Source organism: Nocardia sp. NPDC052001, assembly GCF_040680615.1.
Lineage (GTDB): Bacteria > Actinomycetota > Actinomycetes > Mycobacteriales > Mycobacteriaceae > Nocardia.
The window spans coordinates 620320-638858 of sequence record NZ_JBFAXC010000004.1 but is presented as its reverse complement, the minus strand read 5'-3'; the positions used below and the strand labels follow the sequence as shown (position 1 = coordinate 638858).

General features: G+C 66.0%; 14 protein-coding genes. 6 read left to right on the top strand and 8 right to left on the bottom strand.

Features of this window, described 5'->3' with window-relative positions; translation table 11 throughout:
- Window positions 1-34 precede the first annotated feature (34 nt).
- From mtrB to AB0L82_RS23000, 5 genes are all read left to right on the top strand, one after another.
- Window positions 35-1891, top strand: coding sequence for an MtrAB system histidine kinase MtrB (gene mtrB, locus AB0L82_RS23020; protein ID WP_364640473.1), 1857 nt, complete (start codon window positions 35-37; stop codon window positions 1889-1891).
- Between the two features lie 164 nt (window positions 1892-2055).
- Window positions 2056-3819 (top strand): MtrAB system accessory lipoprotein LpqB, encoded by a 1764-nt coding sequence (lpqB, locus tag AB0L82_RS23015; protein ID WP_364639600.1) that lies wholly within the window; start codon window positions 2056-2058, stop codon window positions 3817-3819.
- 15 nt (window positions 3820-3834) lie between these two features.
- Window positions 3835-4479, top strand: coding sequence for a ComF family protein (locus AB0L82_RS23010; protein ID WP_364639598.1), 645 nt, complete (start codon window positions 3835-3837; stop codon window positions 4477-4479).
- 227 nt (window positions 4480-4706) lie between these two features.
- Window positions 4707-5378 carry a ribosome-associated translation inhibitor RaiA gene (gene raiA, locus AB0L82_RS23005; RefSeq protein ID WP_364640470.1) on the top strand — a complete coding sequence of 224 codons (672 nt, stop codon included), beginning with the start codon at window positions 4707-4709 and terminating at the stop codon, window positions 5376-5378.
- 84 nt (window positions 5379-5462) lie between these two features.
- Entirely contained in the window at window positions 5463-6755 is a 1293-nt protein-coding gene (locus AB0L82_RS23000) for an acetyl-CoA C-acyltransferase (RefSeq protein ID WP_364639595.1), read from the top strand.
- A 148-nt stretch (window positions 6756-6903) separates the two neighbouring features.
- On the opposite strand, the gene bluB is transcribed toward AB0L82_RS23000, so the two are convergent.
- From bluB to AB0L82_RS22970, 6 genes are all read right to left on the bottom strand, one after another.
- On the bottom strand, window positions 6904-7575 hold the full coding sequence (gene bluB, locus AB0L82_RS22995; protein WP_364639591.1) for a 5,6-dimethylbenzimidazole synthase: 672 nt from the start codon (window positions 7573-7575) through the stop codon (window positions 6904-6906).
- 194 nt (window positions 7576-7769) lie between these two features.
- Window positions 7770-9020 carry a fatty acid desaturase gene (locus AB0L82_RS22990; protein ID WP_364639588.1) on the bottom strand — a complete coding sequence of 417 codons (1251 nt, stop codon included), beginning with the start codon at window positions 9018-9020 and terminating at the stop codon, window positions 7770-7772.
- A 95-nt stretch (window positions 9021-9115) separates the two neighbouring features.
- Window positions 9116-10534, bottom strand: a complete 1419-nt coding sequence (locus AB0L82_RS22985; RefSeq protein ID WP_364639585.1) for a fatty acid desaturase — start codon at window positions 10532-10534, stop codon at window positions 9116-9118.
- Window positions 10535-10667: 133 nt separating this feature from the next.
- Window positions 10668-11828, bottom strand: coding sequence for a ferredoxin reductase (locus AB0L82_RS22980; RefSeq protein ID WP_364639582.1), 1161 nt, complete (start codon window positions 11826-11828; stop codon window positions 10668-10670).
- A gap of 231 nt (window positions 11829-12059) precedes the next feature.
- Complete coding sequence (locus AB0L82_RS22975) at window positions 12060-12572, bottom strand: hypothetical protein (RefSeq protein ID WP_364640467.1); 513 nt, start codon at window positions 12570-12572, stop codon at window positions 12060-12062.
- A gap of 52 nt (window positions 12573-12624) precedes the next feature.
- Complete coding sequence (locus AB0L82_RS22970; protein ID WP_364639579.1) at window positions 12625-14040, bottom strand: wax ester/triacylglycerol synthase family O-acyltransferase; 1416 nt, start codon at window positions 14038-14040, stop codon at window positions 12625-12627.
- A 512-nt stretch (window positions 14041-14552) separates the two neighbouring features.
- Here AB0L82_RS22970 and secA point away from each other — a divergent pair.
- Entirely contained in the window at window positions 14553-17381 is a 2829-nt protein-coding gene (gene secA, locus AB0L82_RS22965; RefSeq protein WP_364639576.1) for a preprotein translocase subunit SecA, read from the top strand.
- Between the two features lie 164 nt (window positions 17382-17545).
- Here secA and AB0L82_RS22960 read toward each other — a convergent pair whose 3' ends face one another.
- Both AB0L82_RS22960 and AB0L82_RS22955 read right to left on the bottom strand, forming a co-directional pair.
- On the bottom strand, window positions 17546-17863 hold the full coding sequence (locus AB0L82_RS22960) for a hypothetical protein (RefSeq protein WP_364639573.1): 318 nt from the start codon (window positions 17861-17863) through the stop codon (window positions 17546-17548).
- A gap of 80 nt (window positions 17864-17943) precedes the next feature.
- Window positions 17944-18477, bottom strand: a complete 534-nt coding sequence (locus AB0L82_RS22955) for a nitroreductase family deazaflavin-dependent oxidoreductase (RefSeq protein WP_364639570.1) — start codon at window positions 18475-18477, stop codon at window positions 17944-17946.
- Between the last annotated feature and the right edge of the window lie 62 nt (window positions 18478-18539).

Genomic DNA, 18539 nt, shown 5'->3' with positions numbered 1-18539 from the left:
CAGAAACCGCGTACAGCGGTGGCTGGCAGTAGTGGTGGCCTGGTTTCGCACCGTAGGTGAGCGACTGGGCCACGTGTGGCGTGGTTCGCTGCAACTGCGCGTTGTCGTGTCCACCCTGACCCTGTCGCTGATCGTGATCACGATTCTCGGAGTCGTGCTCACCTCGCAGATCACCGACCGGCTCTTGGACGCGAAGATCAACGCGGCCGTCGAGGAGATGGGCCGCGCCCGAAATACGGTGCAGGCCACGCTCACCGGCGTGCACGACTCCAGCACCCAGCTGGCACGATTGGAGGATGCCCGCCGCGCCCTGGCCGGGGGCGGCGGCTCCCAATCCGGCGGCGCGGCAGGCAGTTACGACTCCGCGCTGGCCATGGTCGGGGACTCGCAATCGGAGCTGAGTGCCGGGCCGATTCAGGAAATACCCCCGGAGCTACGGCATTTCGTGCAGGAGCGCCAGGTCAGCTACCAGTTCGCGACGGTGTCCGATCCGGACGGCTATCGCGGCTCGGCACTGGTCATCGGCAGCCCCGCGGCCGACATTCCGACGCTGGAAATCTATTTGATCTTCCCGCTCACGAATGAGAAACGCTCCCTCGACCTCATGCGCGGCACCATGCTCATCGGCGGCATCGTGCTGCTGGTGCTGCTCGCCGCCATCACCGCCCTGGTGACCCGGCAGGTCGTGCTGCCCATTCGATCCGCCGCCCGGATCGCCTCCCGCTTCGCCGACGGCCGTCTGAAAGAGCGAATGCTCGTCAGAGGGGAGGACGACATGGCCAGGCTGGCCATGTCGTTCAACGAGATGGCCGAGAGTCTGTCGAACCAGATCACCCAACTCGAGGAGTTCGGAAACCTCCAGCGCCGCTTCACCTCCGACGTCAGCCATGAGCTGCGCACACCGCTCACCACCGTGCGCATGGCCGCCGACCTCATCCACGGTTCCAGCGATGACCTCGATCCGGCGCTCGCGCGCTCGGCCGAACTGCTCGTGAACGAACTGGATCGGTTCGAAGGACTGCTCAACGATCTGCTCGAGATCAGCCGCCACGACGCGGGTGTGGCCGAGCTGCAGGTGGAATCGCTCGACGTGCGCATGTGCGCGCGGGCCGCGGTCTCCACCGTGCGGCATCTGGCCAAGGAATCCGGCGTCGAACTGGTCGTCGACATGCCCGAGGAACCCCTTGTGGCAGAGGTCGATCCGCGCCGCGTCGAGCGAGTGCTGCGCAATCTGCTCGCCAACGCCATCGATCACAGCGAGGGCAAGCCCGTCCTCATGCGCATGCGCGGCGACACCGATGCCAATGCCGTCGCCATCGTGGTGCGCGATCAGGGCGTCGGCCTGCGGCCCGGTGAGGAGAAACTGGTCTTCAACCGCTTCTGGCGTTCGGACCCCTCGCGGATGCGCCGTTCCGGCGGAACGGGTTTGGGCCTGTCCATCAGCGTCGAGGACGCCAACCTGCACGAGGGCAAACTCGAGGCCTGGGGTGAGATCGGCGTCGGCGCCAGTTTCCGCCTCACCCTGCCGCTGGTGCGCAGCAGGAAACTCGGCGTCAGCCCACTCCCGCTGGAACCGGCCAAGACTCGCGGCGGCATCACCCCCGAACAACTCGCCCTCGATATCGGCACCGTGGAAGCCACCCCGGACCACACCGATTCCACCCCGACCGAATCCGAACTCGCTGCCGCCGAACCCATCGACCCGGCCACCGGCGAACCCTACGAACTCGCCGTCGCCGAACCCTACGAAACTGTCACTCCCACACCGGAGTCCGAACCCGGTGACGATCCACAAACTGCACTACCACTGACACCTGATGGCAACGGCTCACCGAAAACCGGCTCCACCGATGGCACAGTGCACGCGGATTCTGGGGATGGAGGAACATGAGGGAACGTGACCCACTGATCTCGCGAGATGTGGGTAACTTCCCAACCACCCCAGGACGCAACCGTAGGAGCTACCGCCGGTCCGGAGTCGGAGTCTCGCCGCGCCCGGCGACCGGCAGAAGGCGCGGAGAGGCGGGACTGCAATCGCGCCTCGCGAGGGCGCTGGTGGTTGTCGCATGCCTGGTGGGCCTCACCGCGTGCGCGAACCTACCGGATTCCTCCGCACCGCAGGCCCTGGGAACGCTGGACCGCCAGCCCACCAGTGCCGGTCCGACACCGCCCATTTCGGGCAGAGAACCGGATCAGCTACTCCGCGATTTCCTTCAGGCCACCTCCGATCCCACCAATCGGCATCAGGCGGCGCGGCAATTCCTCTCGCCCGCCGCCAATGTGCGCTGGGACGACGCGGCCGGCACCACCGTCGTGGACCGGCCGGACACCCTGCGCGAATCCCGCACCGCCGATTCGGCCACCTATGTGATCCGCGCCCGCAAGATCGGCGAGCTCGCCGCCGACGGCGCCTACCGCGCCAGCGACGGCACCCTGGAGAACAAGGTCGAAATGGTGAAGGTCGACGGCGAATGGCGCGTCGACGAACTACCGCCCGGCGTCATCATCGAACAGAACGCGTTCGCCAAGTCCTATAAGCGGTATTCGCTGTTCTTCCCGAATCTCGCCGGAATGGCCATGGTTCCGGACCTGCGCTGGATCTCCGCGCGCAAGGACCAACTGCCGCAACGACTCATGGACCTGCTCGTCGAGGGCTCCCAGGAGGCGCTGGCCCCGGCCGTGCGCAATCCGCTCTCCGGCCCGGTCACCCTGCGCGGGCCCATCACCAAAGCCAATGGCGAGACCGACAATGTCGGGGTCGGCGCCGGCGGGGTGACCGTCGATCTGGCCGGGGCGTCCGCGCTGGACCCGAAGGCCAAGGAGCTCTTGGCAACCCAGATCGTGCTCACCCTCGCGGGCGCGGAAGTACTCGGCCCGTACATCCTGCTCGCCGACGGCAAACCCCTCGACGACCGCTACGCCGCCACCGGCTGGAACCGCGCCGACGTGGAAGCCATGAGCCCGGACGCCATCGCGCACAACCGCGCCGGACTGCACGCGGTCCGAGACGGCTCACTGGTCGCGGTCACCGAGAACGGCATCACCGCCGCGCCCGGATTCTTCGGCACCACGCACACCCTGCAATCGGTGGCGCTGTCCCCGGACGGGCAATTGGTCGCCGCCGTCGCCAAATCCGGCCGCCCCGAACCGGAACCGGAACGCACCCTCATCATCGGCACCTATGACGGACAGGGCTTCCCGGTCGCCACCGGCGGCACCTTCACCCGGCCCTCCTGGCCCGCCGACGGCACCTCCGCGTGGACCGTGGTGGACGGTGATCGGGTGATCCGCGCGGTGCACGATCGCAGCACCGGCAATGTCTCGGTGCAGGATGTGGACATCACCGAATTGACCGCGGCCGCAGCCAATGCGAACGCACCGCGCGGGCCGATCACCGAACTGCGCATCTCGCCCTCGGGGGCTCGCGCGGCCCTGATCGCCAACGGCAAGGTCTACGTCGCGGTGGTGTCACCGCAGTCGAGCACCAAGTTCGCGCTCACCGCGCCGCTGCCCCTGGCGGTCGGTTTGAGCACCAATGCCGTCTCGGTGGACTGGCAGACCGATGAGCGTGTCATTGTCACGCGAGAAGGCAATGTGGACCCCGTTGCGGGCGTCCTGGTGGACGGCTCCGGCTTCACCCCGCAGACCACCCAGAACCTCACCCCGCCGGTGCGCGTCGTGAGCGTCTCACCCGACCACGAATACGTCGCGGACTCGCGCGCGGTGCTGGAACTGACCCGCAATCCCGAAGGCGGCGAATACTACTGGCGCGAAGTTCCGGGTCTCGGCGGCAATGCGGTCCCGGTCCTGCCCGGCTAGGCGCACACTGACCCCATGGGGGAACTGCTGGATCTGATCCTGCCGCGCGCCTGTGGCGGTTGCGGGGCAGGTGGCACGGCGTGGTGCGCCGATTGCGCGGCCGCGCTGTCCGGTCCGCCGATTCGCCTGCGCCCCAGGGCCGATCCCGGCGTGCCGTGCTGGGCGCTCGCGCCCTACCGGGGTGCGCCGCGCCGCGCGGTGCTGGCCGCCAAGGAACAGCGCCGCGCCGATTTGTCACACTCGATGGGGGTGGCCCTGGCCAGGGGGCTGGATCTTTTACGCGACGGCACTCGGCCGCTGATTCTGATCCCCGCACCCACCCGCAGGGCCGCTGCTCGCAGGCGCGGCGGTGACCCGGTCCTGCGTTCCGCGCACGTCGCGGCGAGTTGGCTGCCCGATTGCCGATTGGTGCGCGTATTGGGTTTACGACCAGGTGTGCGCGATTCGGTTGGCCTGAATCGCAGCGACCGCCAGCACAATCTGCGGGGGCGGATCATCGTAGCGCCGAGCCGTGCCCAAACCCTCCCATTTCCGGCAAATGCCGAGGTAGTGCTCATCGACGACGTCCTGACCACCGGTGCCACAGTGACGGAATCGGTCCGTGCGCTACGCGAGGCGCGAGTGACCGTTCGTGCCGCGCTGGTTACCTGCCACGCTTGATTCTTCGAAATTTGCGTGAACACTGGCGGACAGGTCGCTGGCGAACTAGCGTGGCGATCAGACACCCGAACTCGAAGTTTGGAGGTGGCGCCTCGGACCAAGATGTGCCGAGCGATTTCGATCGGCACACGTTTCAATCCCGCCGCACGAGCGGATTGTGCGGCCAGATCCGGGAGGTACGCGTGACGACATCTTCACGACCTTCAGCGAAAAACGCAGACACTGCGCTGCTGGACGAATTCATTCCAGACGACCAACCCACCGGGGCCACCCAGGCGGAAGTCGTCGTCAAGGGACGCACGCTCGGCGAGGGCGGCGTACCCGAACATTTCCGAATCCACGTCGCGGACAAGCTCTCTCGGCTCGAGCGCTTCGATCCCAGTATCTATCTGTTCGATGTGGAGCTCACCCACGAGCGCAATCGTCGTCAGCGTAAGAACTGCCAGCGAATAGAGATCACCGCCCGCGGCAAGGGGCCCGTCGTCCGGGCCGAAGCCTGCGCGGACAGCTTCTACGCCGCCCTCGAATTGGCGGTAGAGCGGCTGGAGGGCCGGTTGCGCCGGCTCAAGGACCGTCGTCGCGTACATCATGGGGACAAGACACCGATCTCGGTGTCGCAAGCGACGGCCGGGCTCATCGACGATTCGCTGTTCATGTCACCGAACGGGTCGTCCGGCGTGCATGATCACGCGGCCGAGGAACTGGACGGCGAAGCCGGTCCGGGACACGTCGTCCGCACCAAGACCCATCCCGCCATCCCCATGACGGTTGACGACGCCCTCTACCAGATGGAGCTCGTCGGCCACGATTTCTTCCTGTTCCAGGACAAGGAGACCGACCGACCGTCGGTTGTGTACCGCCGCCACGCCTTCGACTACGGGATAATCCGTCTCGCATAGCGGCAGGTGAACTCTGGTTCGACCGGGGCTTCACCCAAGCCCCGGTCCCTTGCTGTTACAACTCGTATCAGATACAACTGATTCGTGAGCAACAAGGGCGCTCGTCGCGCAGTAATCGTGTCCGGTGCGCGGACCCCGTTCGTGCGGGCGTTCAGCGACTACACCCGGATGGACTCCATCGACCTCGCGGATATCGCCGTGCGCGGACTCCTCGAACGGACCGGGCTGTCGAAGGAACTCGTCCAGGCGATCGTGTGGGGCGGGGTGATCCTGCCCAGTGCCGCGCCGAATATCGCGCGCGAGATCGCGCTGGATCTGCAATTGGATCCGGGGTGCGAGGGGTACACCGTCACACGGGCGTGCGCTTCGGGGCTGCAGGCCGTCACCTCGGCGGCCGCGGCCATCGAACGCGGTGAATACGACATCATGATCGCCGGTGGCAGTGACTCCACCAGCAATGCGGAAGTGAAGCTGCCGCAGAAGGTGGTGCACGCCGCCGCGCCGCTCGCGCTGGGCAAGCCCAAGGCCAAGGATTACCTCACGGCCGCAGCGCAATTGGCGCCGTTCATCGATCTGGTGCCGCGCCGGCCCAAGATCGAGGAGCGCACCACCGGCGAGGTCATGGGTGAGAGCGCCGAGAAAATGGCTCGCATCCACGGCATTTCGCGCGCCGCGCAGGACGAGTTCGCCGCGCGCTCACACCATCGCGCCGCCGCCGCCATCGAATCCGGGCGGTTCGACAGCGAAGTCCTGTCCGTCACCACGCCCGAGGGCAAGTCCGTCACCCGCGACGGCCTGGTCCGGCCCGGCACCAGCGTGGAGAAATTGGCAACGCTCGCACCGGTATTCGCCAAGGGCGGCACCGTCACCGCGGGCAATGCCAGCCCGCTCACCGACGGCGCGTCCGCGGTGCTGCTCATGAGCGAGGAGAAGGCCCGCGCCCTCGGCTTCGAACCCCTGGCCGCCTTCCGCTCCTGGAGCTACGTCTCGGTCGACCCCCGCGACCAGGTGCTGATCGGGCCCGCCATCTCCATGCCCCGCGCCCTCGACAAGGCCGGATTGTCCTTGGCGGACATCGATTTCGTCGATATCCACGAAGCCTTCGCCGCCCAGACCCTGTCCGTCGTCTCGGCCCTGGCCAGCACCGACTGGGCCAAACAGCGCCTCGACCGCGACACCGCCGTCGGCGAGATAGACCCCGCCACCCTGAATATCCACGGCGGCTCGGTCTCCCTCGGCCACCCCTTCGGCGCCACCGGAGCCCGCATGGTCACCACCATGGCCAACGAACTCGCCCGGTCCGGCAAATCCACCGCCCTCCTCGGCATCTGCGCCGCGGGCGGCATCGGCGCCTCGGCAGTCCTCGAACGCGTCTGACCCAGCACGTGCCATGGCTCGCCGCCCCACGGGCGGCACGCTGACGCCGCGTCCGGAAACGTTGCGCGGGAAGGGAATCTCCCCCGTCATCCCGGCCAAAAAATGCGCCGGGATGACGGAGGTCGTTGTTGCGGGATGACGGGGATCGCTAGTCGGCACCCTGGCCGGGGGTGAAACGCTCCCAGTGGATGGCGGATTCGAGGGGGCGGCGGGTGCGCCAGCCGAAGCGCTCGAGGTCGGGGATCTGCTGGAATTCGGTGACCGGGCCGACGCAGAGCCAGGCGACCGGTTTGATGTGGTCGGGGAGGTCGAGGAGATCGGCCAGGACCGGGGTGTCGTAGAAGCTGACCCAGCCGACGCCGATGCCCTCGGCGGTAGCCGCGAGCCATAGGTTCTGGATGGCGAGGATCGTCGAGTAGATGCCGGTTTCGGGGACCGTCGCGCGGCCGAGGATATGCGTGCCGCCGCGAGCCTGATTGTGGGTCACCACGATTCCGGTGCCGGATTCGGTAATGCCCTCGATCTTGATCGGGTTGAACGTCTCCGAGCGATCGGCGGGGAGGGCGTCGTTGAATTCGCGGCGCTTATCGGCGACGTGATCGGCGAACTTCGACAGCATCGCCCGATCCCGGATCACGATGAAATCCCAGGGCATGGAGTTGCCGACACTGGGGGCACGATGCGCCGCTTCGAGAATCCGCAATAGCGTGGGGTCGTCCACGACTTCGCCGGTGAACTCCGCGCGGACATCGCGGCGCAGGCGGATGGCGTCGTAGACGCTGAGACATTCTTCGGGGGCTATCGGACCTTCAGCACACACGCCGACCAGTGAACCAGGCCGCACACCCCGCCTTCCTGGCAGCCCACACACGCCCGCACCGCAGTCTTGGCACGCATGCCCCCTCGTCATCCCGGCATGCTTTTGGCCGGGATCCACACCCCGCCCCGAAACCGCCCCTGATATGGCTGTGCCCCCACCGGTCAGGGCGGGGGCACACTCACGTGCTGTTCGGGTCAGCCGACGAGGGCGGGCTCGCGGCGGCGCAGGCGCTTGCGGCCCTGGGCCAGGGCGGTGCGCAGGCCGGTGCGGCGGCCGGTGGTGGGGTCGACCGTCGCGACGCCGCCGAAGACCTTCTCCGACTTGGTTTCCGGGGCGTCATCGGCGCTGCGGAACAGGTACTTGTTCGGCAGCGACAGCTTCATGATGGTGCGCCACGACTTGAAGTACTGCACCGGCAGCGAACCGGTGGTGTACGGCAGGTCGTACTTGTCGCACATGGCGCGCACCCGCACCGCGATATCGGCCAGCCGGTTGGACGGCAGATCCGGGAACAGGTGGTGTTCGATCTGGTGGCTCAGGTTGCCGGACATGAAGTGCAGCAGCTTGCCGCCTGAGATGTTCGCGCTACCCAGCATCTGACGCAGGTACCACTCACCCTGGGTCTCGTTCAGCACATCATGCTTGGTGAACTTCTCCGCACCGTCCGGGAAGTGCCCGCAGAAGATGATGGCGTTGGTCCACACATTGCGCATGACGTTCGCGGCCAGGTTCGCGGTCAGCGTGCCGAAGAACGCGGGACCGGTGAGCAGCGGGAACAGCAGGTAATCCTTGCCCGCCTGCTTGCCGATCTTCTTGAGCACCAGCGCGCGGTCGGCCTCGAACTGCTTCCATTCGGGGCTGTCCTTGGCCCACTTCTTCTTGGCGACCTTGCCGAGCTCCAAATGCTGGATGGCGACGCCGTATTCGAAGAAGCTCTGCAGCAGCAGGTTGTAGATCGGCTGGCCGAGGTAGAACGGGCTCCAGCGCTGATCGCGGGTGACGCGCAGCAGGCCGTAGCCGATATCGTCGTCCATGCCGAGCACATTGGTGTACTTGTGGTGCAGGAAGTTATGCGTGATCTTCCAGTGCTCGGACGGTCCGGCGTTATCCCATTCCCACGAGGTGGAGTGGATTTCCGGATCGTTCATCCAATCCCACTGGCCGTGCATGACGTTATGGCCGATCTCCATATTCTCGATGATCTTGGCCGTGCCGAGCAGTGCCGTGCCCGCGATCCAGGCGGGCGGGAACAGGCTGAAGAAAAGCACTCCGCGCCCGCTGATTTCGAGGGCGCGCTGGAGACGAATAACGCGGCGGATGTAACGCGCATCGCTTTCGCCCCGGGAGGATTCGATTTCGCGGCGGATGGCATCCAGTTCCGCGCCGATAGCTTCGACATCCTCCGGGGTGAGGTGTGCGTATTCCTTGACATCCGAGATCGCCATGCAACTTACAGTACCGTAGGTTACGGCTCCGTAGGTTGCGGGCGAGTGAATCCGTAACGTGTCGAACGCCGCATTGCGTTCGATATCGTAACCTGCTAGCGCGAACGCCGCAGCATTTGCTTCAGCGAGCGCCGCCGCCCGGCCTTCTCGGTGAGCAAAGCCTTTTCGTGCCTTGCCTTTTCCTGCAATGCGACCTTGGCCTCGCGCAGTACTTCCTTCTCGTGCTGGGCCTTCTCCTTGAGCGCGGTCTTGGCCTCCTGCATGGCCGAACGCAGGCCGCGCCGCTCACCCGTCACCGGGTCCACACCGGCCCAATTGTGCTCGGCCAGCCACTCCTGACCGTCCTGCAGCGACGGCATACTGGGCAATGCGGGCAGCGTGATCCCGACGAATTTGCGTTCCGACGACGTTTCCGGAGCGTCATCGGAAGTCCGCTTCAACCACTGATCCGGCAGCGCCAGCTTGTGAATTGTCCGGAATGCCAACAGGTATTGCTTGGCGATGGAACCGGTGGTGTACGGCAGGTCGTACTTGTCGCACAGCTCCTTCACCTTCACCGATACCTCGGCATACCGATTGCTCGGAATGTCCGGGAACAGGTGATGCTCGATCTGGAAGCTGAGGTTGCCGCTCATCATCGCCATCGCCGGACCGGCTTCGAAATTCGCGCTGCCCAGCATCTGCCGCAGATACCACTCGCCCTGCGTCTCGTTCTCGAACTGCTCTTCGGTGAATTTCTGTGCGCCGTCCGGGAAATGGCCGCAGAAGATCACCGCGTACGCCCACAGATTGCGGACCAGGTTCGCGGTGGCGTTCGCCTTGAGCGTCGACTTCCACGCCGGACCGGTGAGCGCCGGATAGATGACGAAATCCTTCGCGACCTGTTTGCCGGCCTTGCGCAGGAACACCTTGGTCGGTTCGGAGAACCATTGGCTCTTCGGAATGCCCAGCTGCTCCTTGGCGGCATCGAGATCGTGCAGCGCGATGCCCCACTCGAAGAATGCCGCCAGCACCAGATTCGCCACCGGCTGCGCGAGATTGATGGGCTTCCATTCCTGGTCGCGCGTCATGCGCAGAATGCCGAAGCCCAGATCCTCATCCATATCGAGGATGTTGGTGTAGGTGTGGTGCGAATAGTTGTGCGCCCGCTGCCACTGCGCCGACGAACCGGTCATATCCCACTCCCACGAGGTGGAGTGGATTTCCGGATCGTTCATCCAATCCCATTGCCCGTGGCTGATGTTGTGCCCGAGCTCCATGTTCTCGATGATCTTGGCCACCGACAGCAGCGCGGTACCGCCCAACCATGCCCACCGGTTCCGGCTACCGAAGAGGGTGGCCCGCCCCGCCGCCTCCAGCAGCCGCTGCGCCCGGATGACACGGCGAATGTACTTCGCGTCCCGTTCGCCTAGCGAGAGCTCCACATTCCTGCGGATGGTGTCGAGCTCCTGACCCAGGGTCTCGATATCCGCCTCGGTGAGGTGGGCGAACGTCTTGATGTCGGTGATGGCCACCGGCGATCCTTCCGTGGTTGAACTGCCTCACGCCCTTGGGGCGGATTCGCGGCCCCGAGCGGGGCCGCGGTCAGGCTCGACTGCTATCGAGGGTAGCTGCTATTCGGAACGGTGGTGCCGCACGGTGCGTGCTTTATACGTCAAGCGTGCAATCGCCCGCGGCGGCGGAGATACAGGTCTGCACTTTGTCCCCGGCACGGCGCTCATTGCCGTTGCGGAGATCGCGCACATGACCGTCGGTGATGGTCACCACACAGGTCTGGCAGATGCCCATGCGGCAGCCGAACGGCATCTGCACGCCGGCTTCCTCACCGGCCTGCAAGAGCGTGGTGGCGCCGTCGATCTCGACGCTGCGGCCCGCGCGCGCGAAGGTGACGGTGCCGCCCTCGCCGGTGGCCGAACGCTCGATCTCGAACCGCTCCACATGCAGCTGATCGGCGATATCGGCGTCGTCCCAATGCTTTTCGATCTCATCGAGCATGCCGATCGGCCCGCACGCCCAGGTGTCGCGCTCCCGCCAATCGGGTACGAGCTCATCCAGCGAGGACAGCGCGAACTTGCCGTTCTCACCGGTGTAGTGCAGGTTCGCGGTGAAACTCGGGTGCTTATCGTGCAATTCGCGCAGATCGTCACCGAACATGACGTCCTCGGGGGTGCGCGCGGAGTGCACATGCACCACATCCGGCACCACCCCGCGGCGGTCCATGGTGCGCAGCATCGCCATCACCGGTGTGATGCCCGAACCCGCGGTGAGGAACAGCACCTTCGCCGGCGGCGGCTCGGGCAGTACGAAGCCGCCCTGCGGCGCGGCCAGCCGGACCACACTGCCGACCGCGACACCGTTCACCAGATGGCTGGACAGGAACCCCTCGGGCATCGCCTTGACGGCAATCGAGATGAGCCGCTTGGCCTTATGCTCCGGATCGGTCCAATCCGGCGGGCAGGTCAGCGAATACGAACGCCAATGCCAGCGCCCCTGCACCAGTACGCCGATGCCGATGTACTGGCCCGGCGAGAACTTGAAATCGAAACCCCAGCCCGGCTTGATCACCAGCGTGACCGAATCCGCGGTCTCCTTGCGCACCTCGACGATGCGCCCGCGCAACTCGCGCGCCGACCACAGCGGATTCACCAGATGCAGATAATCGTCGGGCAGCAGGGGAGTGGTGACTCGTGCCGCCGCACCGCGCAGCGTGTTCAGCTTGGTGCGTCCCGCGGTCGCGCCCTCGGCGACCGGAGCCTCCAGCCATTCCCGGAGTCCCCGCACGGAGAATCCGCCACTCTTCGATGCCATTTTTCCGGACGTTCCTGTCGTCGTGCGCTGTAGCGCAGTGTCGTCAACCGCGGCCCGTGACGGGCCGCCCGCTCCGCGGCACAGCTGCGTCGCTGCTCGCGGTGCTCAGGTGCCGCCCGGGCGATGGCCTGTGCGGGCCATACCGGGTGCTTACGCACGCTGTCACAGCAAGGTTACGGCATCGTAGGTTACGGTGCCGGTGCCGCCGACGAAAGAGGCAGGACTACGGGGTTACAGCAGTTCCAGCAGGAACGGGAGTTCCTGGGCCGCGTACCAGGCCAATTGGTGGTCTTCGGCGTCGCCGAGCACGAATTCTGCATCGGTGTCACCCATATCGGCGGCATCGATCACATCGACGGCCTTCGCCACCTCGGGCTCGGCCTCCACGAGGTCGACGTGCACCGAGGCGATCGCGCTGTACGGGATGGCCGCGGACAGGCGCACCACCGCGTCATCCAGGTCGGGTCGCAGGGTCGCGCCGTCGACATCGGCCGCGATCACCGCGCGCCGGAAGATCGGCCCGCGTGAGGGCGAGGCGTCATCGTCGGAGTCGGTGTCCTTGTCCTCGAGCGCGGAATCCTCGGCGAGCAATCGCAGCGAGGCGCGCGCCGCCTCGGACATGGCGACCTCGGCCAACTCGTCGTCATCCCCGGACGCGTACGCCTCGCGCAATGCGGGCGTGACCGCGAACGCGGTGTCGTTGATTGCCCGGATCTCCCGGTCGGCGACCAGTTCCCGCAGCATCGGCACGGTGGCCGGGACGTACACGCGTAGCTTCTTCGCCACGCCGGACGACTCACTGGACGCAGGCACCGAGCATCTCCTCCATCGACTCGTGCACCGAAGCGGTCAATACCGCGATATCGGCCATCGCGTCGCGGTCGGCGGTGAGCCCGTAGCAGACCCGCCCGTCATAGGAGGTGAGTCCGATACTCAATGCCTGATTGCGCAGCAATGGCGACACCGGATACATCTCCAGCATCCGCGCGCCGCCGATATACATCGGCTGCTGCGGACCCGGCGCATTGGTGATCACCAGATTGAACGTGTGCTCGGCAAAGGTACTCGCAGACCGCACACTCATCGCATGCAGGCTCGCCGGAGCGAATCCGGCCATATGCACGAGGGTCCGCGCCTGCACACCCTGCTGATGCCGGGCGTGCGCCTCGGTGGCGTGCTTGATATGCGACATCCGGATCACCGGATTCGGTTCGCCCACCGGCAGATCCACCAGTAGTGAAGTGACCTCGCCCGCCGGTTTCAACTCCGCGCCGTCGGCGTACACGGACATGGGCACCACCGCGCGCAAGGCATCGGCCTCGGTGAGCACTTGCCCGCGCGAGAGCAGCCAATTGCGCAGCGCACCCGTGACCACGGCGAGGATCACATCGTTGATGGAGCAGTCGAATCGTTTGCGGATCTTGCGGTAATCCTCGAGATCGGTGCGCACGACTTCGAATCTGCGGCTGCGCGAGGTACGCGTATTCAGGGGACTGTCCGGCGCCCCGAGTGCGGCCGCGCGCAGCATGGACACCATCTTCTGCACGGCCTTGCCGGTGGCGTCGACCACCGCGAACGCCTCCGCGCCGTGATGCCGCACGACCTCCAGGGCTTCGCGCGGCTGGGTTGCCAGATGCAGCACCGCCCCGATGAGCAATTCCAGATCGGCGGGTTCGCGATGCGCGATCCAGGCGTCGTCGGCGACCTCGCGGGGTGCGGGCGAGGTGTCCAGGATCACATGCCCGATCTCCAGGGCGGTATCGCCGTCCACCAGCGCCGAATGCGTTTTGGTGAACACCGCGGACCGCCCGTCCGAGAGGCCCTCGACGAGATACATCTCCCATAGCGGCCGGGCGCTGTCCAGCGGCCGCGAGGCCAGCCGCGCGACCAGGTCGAGGAGTTGCTCATCGGTTCCCGGCTCGGGCAGCGCGGACCTGCGAATGTGATAGGTGACGTCGAATTGCGCATCGTCCACCCAAATCGGACGACCCAGGGCGAACGGAATCTCACGCACCTTGCGGCGATACAGCGGCACCAGCGGCAACCGCGATTCCACCAGCGTGACAAGACTGTCGTAATCCAGCGGTGCGTGCCCGGAATTCCCGGTGGGCGCGCTATTGCGCAGGATGGCGAGGGAGCCGATATGCATGGGATTGCTGCTCGATTCGAGCCGGTAGAACGACGCGTCCTGCGGCGTCAGTCTGGTGATCACGCTGCCCGCTACTCCCTAATCCCTGCCGTGCGCCCGCCTGGCATCCCCCCGCAAGGCGTCGGCGGCGCGCGCCGGTTCTGGTGGCAAGCTATCGCAATCCGATCACCTGGGGGAACGGTCCGGGCCTCACTGCCCGCAAATTCACGTCGTAGCCGACGCCCCCGGTTCGCGCCTCCGCGCGCCGAACCTTGGTACATCCTACGTCAGGTCATTCGAAACGGGTTCTGTAGCAAAGTGATTCGCTGACGAATCGCCGCCGGTATCCCCGCGCCGACCATGACTCGAAGTTCGTGGCCCGTTCCGATTCTGGACTGAGTGGAGCGGGGGAGCGAAGCGGAGGAGTGGAGGGAGGGAAGAATCGGGACTTCAGGGGCCACGAACCCGCCCGCAGCGAAGCGGAGGGCGCATAGTTACAGCTGCGGATTACCATGGCAGTGATTGCGCGCTCGCGCGCACGTTCCCTGCCTTGGTGGGGGCTACCGAATACACCGACCAGAGGACTGACAAGACCCGTGCCTGCGCTGACGCTTTCGAGGTTGCTACGGATTGGTGAAGGTCGCACGGTCAAGCGGCTTGCGAACCTGGCGGATGAAGTTATCGCCCTGGACGAGGAGTTCTCGGCGCTGTCCGACTCCGAGTTGCAAGCCAAGACCGAGGAGTTCCGCGAGCGCTTCGCCGAGGGGGAATCCCTCGACGAACTGCTGCTCGAGGCCTTCGCGACGGCCCGGGAAGCCTCCTGGCGCGTGCTCAACCAGAAGCATTACAAAGTGCAGATCATGGGCGGCGCCGCCCTGCATATCGGCAATGTGTCCGAGATGAAGACCGGTGAGGGCAAGACCCTGACCTGTGTGCTGCCCGCGTACCTCAACGCCATCGGCGGCGAGGGCGTGCACGTGGTCACCGTCAACGACTACCTCGCCAAGCGCGATGCCGAGTGGATGGGCCGCGTGCACCGGTTCCTCGGTCTCGAGGTGGGCGTGATCCTGGGCGGTATGACCCCGGCCGAGCGCCGCGTGGCCTACAACGCCGATATCACCTACGGCACGAACAACGAGTTCGGCTTCGACTACCTGCGCGACAATATGACGCATTCACTGGACGATCTGGTGCAGCGCGGCCATAACTTCGCCATCGTCGACGAGGTCGACTCGATTCTGATCGACGAGGCCCGCACCCCGCTGATCATCTCGGGTCCGGCGGACGCTTCCTCGAAGTGGTACGCGGAGTTCGCACGCATCTCGCCGCTGCTGAAGAAGGACCTGCACTACGAGGTCGACATCAAGAAGCGCACCATCGGCGTGCACGAGGCGGGCGTCGAATTCGTCGAGGATCAGCTCGGTATCGACAACCTGTACGAGGCGGCGAACTCCCCGCTGGTCAGCTACCTGAACAACGCCATCAAGGCGAAGGAGCTGTACACCCGCGACAAGGATTACATCGTCCGCGACGGCGAGGTCATCATCGTCGACGAGTTCACCGGCCGCATCCTGGTGGGCCGTCGCTACAACGAGGGCATGCATCAGGCGATCGAGGCCAAGGAAGCGGTCGAGATCCAGCCGGAGAACCAGACCCTGGCGACGATCACGCTGCAGAACTACTTCCGGCTCTACGACAAGCTGTCCGGTATGACCGGTACCGCCGAAACCGAGGCGGCCGAGCTGCACCAGACCTACGGCCTGGGCGTGGTGCCGATCCCGACCAACCGGGAAATGGTCCGCCAGGACCAGTCCGATCTGATCTACAAGACCGAAGAGGCCAAGTACTCCGCGGTCGCCGACGATATCGTCGAGCGGCACGAGAAGAACCAGCCCGTGCTGGTCGGCACCACCTCGGTCGAGCGTTCGGAGTACCTGTCCAAGCAGCTCACCAAGCGCGGTATCCCGCATTCGGTGCTGAACGCCAAGTTCCACGAGCAGGAAGCCCAGATCATCGCCGAGGCCGGTCGGCCCGGCGCGGTCACCGTCGCCACCAATATGGCCGGTCGTGGTACCGATATCGTGCTCGGCGGCAATCCGGACATCATCGCCGACATCCTGCTGCGCCGACAGGGCCTGGACCCGGTCGAGACCCCGGCCGAGTACGAGGCGGCCTGGCATCCGGCGCTCGAGCGCGTCAAGGAGCAGACCGAGGCGGACGCCGAGACGGTGCGCGAGGCCGGTGGCCTGTACGTGCTCGGCACCGAACGGCATGAATCGCGTCGTATCGACAATCAGCTGCGCGGTCGTTCCGGCCGTCAGGGCGATCCGGGTGAATCCCGCTTCTACCTGTCCCTGGGTGATGAGCTCATGCGGCGCTTCAACGGCGCGGCGCTCGAGTCGATCATGACCCGCCTGAACCTGCCGGACGATGTGCCGATCGAGGCCAAGATGGTCTCGCGGGCCATCAAGTCCGCGCAGACCCAGGTCGAGCAGCAGAACTTCGAGATCCGCAAGAACGTGCTCAAGTACGACGAGGTGATGAACCAGCAGCGCACGGTCATCTACGCCGAGCGTGCCCGCATCCTCAACGGCGAGGATATGGAAGGCCAGGTCCAGGAGATGATCACCGATGTGATCACCGCCTACGTCCAGGGTGCCACCGCCGAGGGCTATGTCGAGGACTGGGATCTCGCCAAGCTGTGGACCGCGCTGAAGACGCTGTACCCCATCGGCATCGACTACAAGGACCTCACCGGCGAGAACGCCGACGGCGAGGTCGGCGAGCTGTCCCGCGAGGAACTGCTCGAAGCCGTGCTGGATGACGCGCACGCCTCCTACGAGAACCGCGAAGCCGAGATCGACGGGCTCGCGGGCGAGGGCAGCATGCGCAATCTGGAGCGTCAGATCCTGCTGTCCGTGCTGGACCGCAAGTGGCGTGAGCACCTCTACGAGATGGATTACCTCAAGGAGGGCATCGGCCTGCGCGCCATGGCCCAGCGTGATCCGCTGGTCGAGTACCAGCGCGAGGGCTTCGATATGTTCGCCGCCATGCTGGAGGGTCTGAAGGAGGAATCGGTCGGCTTCCTGTTCAACCTCCAGGTCGAGGTGCAGCAGCCCCAGCCCACCGGTGTCTCGGTCGGCGCGGGCCTGCAGTCCCCGGTCGGCAACCGCCCGCTGCCCACCCAGGAGCAGCCCGCGGCCGGCAATGGCGCTCCGGCGGCATTGCGCGCCAAGGGAATCGACGAGCCCGCGCCCCGTGCGCTGAGCTACTCGGGTCCGGACGAGGGTGGCCACACCGCGGTGCACAGCGACTCCGAGGAGTACGGCGACGGCAGTGCCGAGGGCACCCGCCGCGAGCGCCGCGAGGCCGCCCGCGCCCAGGGCAAGCTGGACAAGGCCCCGAAGTCCAAGCGCCGCCGCTGATTTCGATCCGTGCACGACGAGCGCCCCGGGTGGAGACACCCGGGGCGCTGTCATTTCGGGGCTGCGGGGGCGATTCAGAGCATCGTGCACTCCGCGCCACCGTTTCGATAGCTCCGCGATGTGATTCCGGCGGGGCCCGGTTCGGCCGGGTCCCGCACGCGGTGTCAGTCCAGGTTCACCGATTCGCCCCAGTGCCGGGGGTCCCAATTGATCAGGATCATGCCCGCGACGCTGCCCGTGCAGGGGCCGCAGGCGTTGACCTGAATCATCTTGTCCACGTCGGTATCTCCGCTGAGGACCGCGCGCATGGACAGCCATACCGCGCGTACGTAAAGCGCGGCCGGTCGTCCGCAGCGCACGCATTCGGGCAGGCCCGCGCTGTCGTCGTTGCGCCCGATCCGCACCTCCGGGGTTACCGGTGCGCCGGGCCCCAGGTCTTCGTCTAGGAGCGGCGAGTATTCGCCCCGCTCATGGTCTTCCACTCCGGCAATCTAGCGAGTTCGGGCGGCGCGCGCAGCACTTACGTCGACCGTCCGGTCCGTTACGGGCTATCTGCGGGCGGTCACGCTCGGGTGAGCTCGAACATCCGGAACACCCGCGCTCCGGCCAGTCGCTGTTCCATGACGTAACCGGGCCAGAACGCGATGGCGCGAGCCCAGGCGCGTTCGCGGTCGACACCGTCGAGGGTGCGCACGTTCACCGTGAATCGCTCACCGCCGATATGCAATTCGGCGTGATCTGCCGCGGCCAGATTCGACGACCACGCGGGATGTTTCGGCTTTCCCCAATTGGATCCGATGAGCAGGAAGACTTTTCGATCGATCGGATCCGGAATGTACAGCAGGGACACCGTGCGCGGTTGTCCGGTGCGCCGTCCCGCGACCGTCAATTCGAGTGCGGGCAGTCCGGCCAGATCGAGTACGCCCATCCGCCCCCGGCTGAGCCGCCGGGTGGTGCGTTCCAGCAATGCGACCGCGGGCGCACTGCGCATCACGATCGGCCTGCGAGCCAGCGCCCGCCCCACCGCCGGAAGCGGATTCCGCAGGCGGCGTTCGCGCCGTCCCGCACCTGTACCCTCCTGCTGATCATTCGCCATGCCTATCAAGCCTAGTCCGCCGACGCGGATTCATGGGATGTCAGGTCCTTCGGGCGGTCGGA

What these genes read in the sequence shown, in the direction of transcription:
- AB0L82_RS22990 (WP_364639588.1), bottom strand. Translation starts at nt 9,020, where the DNA reads ATGGCGATCTCGGATGTCAAGGAATACGCACACCTCACCCCGGAGGAT.
- AB0L82_RS23010 (WP_364639598.1), top strand. Translation starts at nt 3,835, where the DNA reads ATGGGGGAACTGCTGGATCTGATCCTGCCGCGCGCCTGTGGCGGTTGC.
- AB0L82_RS22955 (WP_364639570.1), bottom strand. Translation starts at nt 18,477, where the DNA reads ATGGCGAATGATCAGCAGGAGGGTACAGGTGCGGGACGGCGCGAACGC.
- AB0L82_RS22980 (WP_364639582.1), bottom strand. Translation starts at nt 11,828, where the DNA reads ATGGCATCGAAGAGTGGCGGATTCTCCGTGCGGGGACTCCGGGAATGG.
- AB0L82_RS22975 (WP_364640467.1), bottom strand. Translation starts at nt 12,572, where the DNA reads ATGCTGCGGGAACTGGTCGCCGACCGGGAGATCCGGGCAATCAACGAC.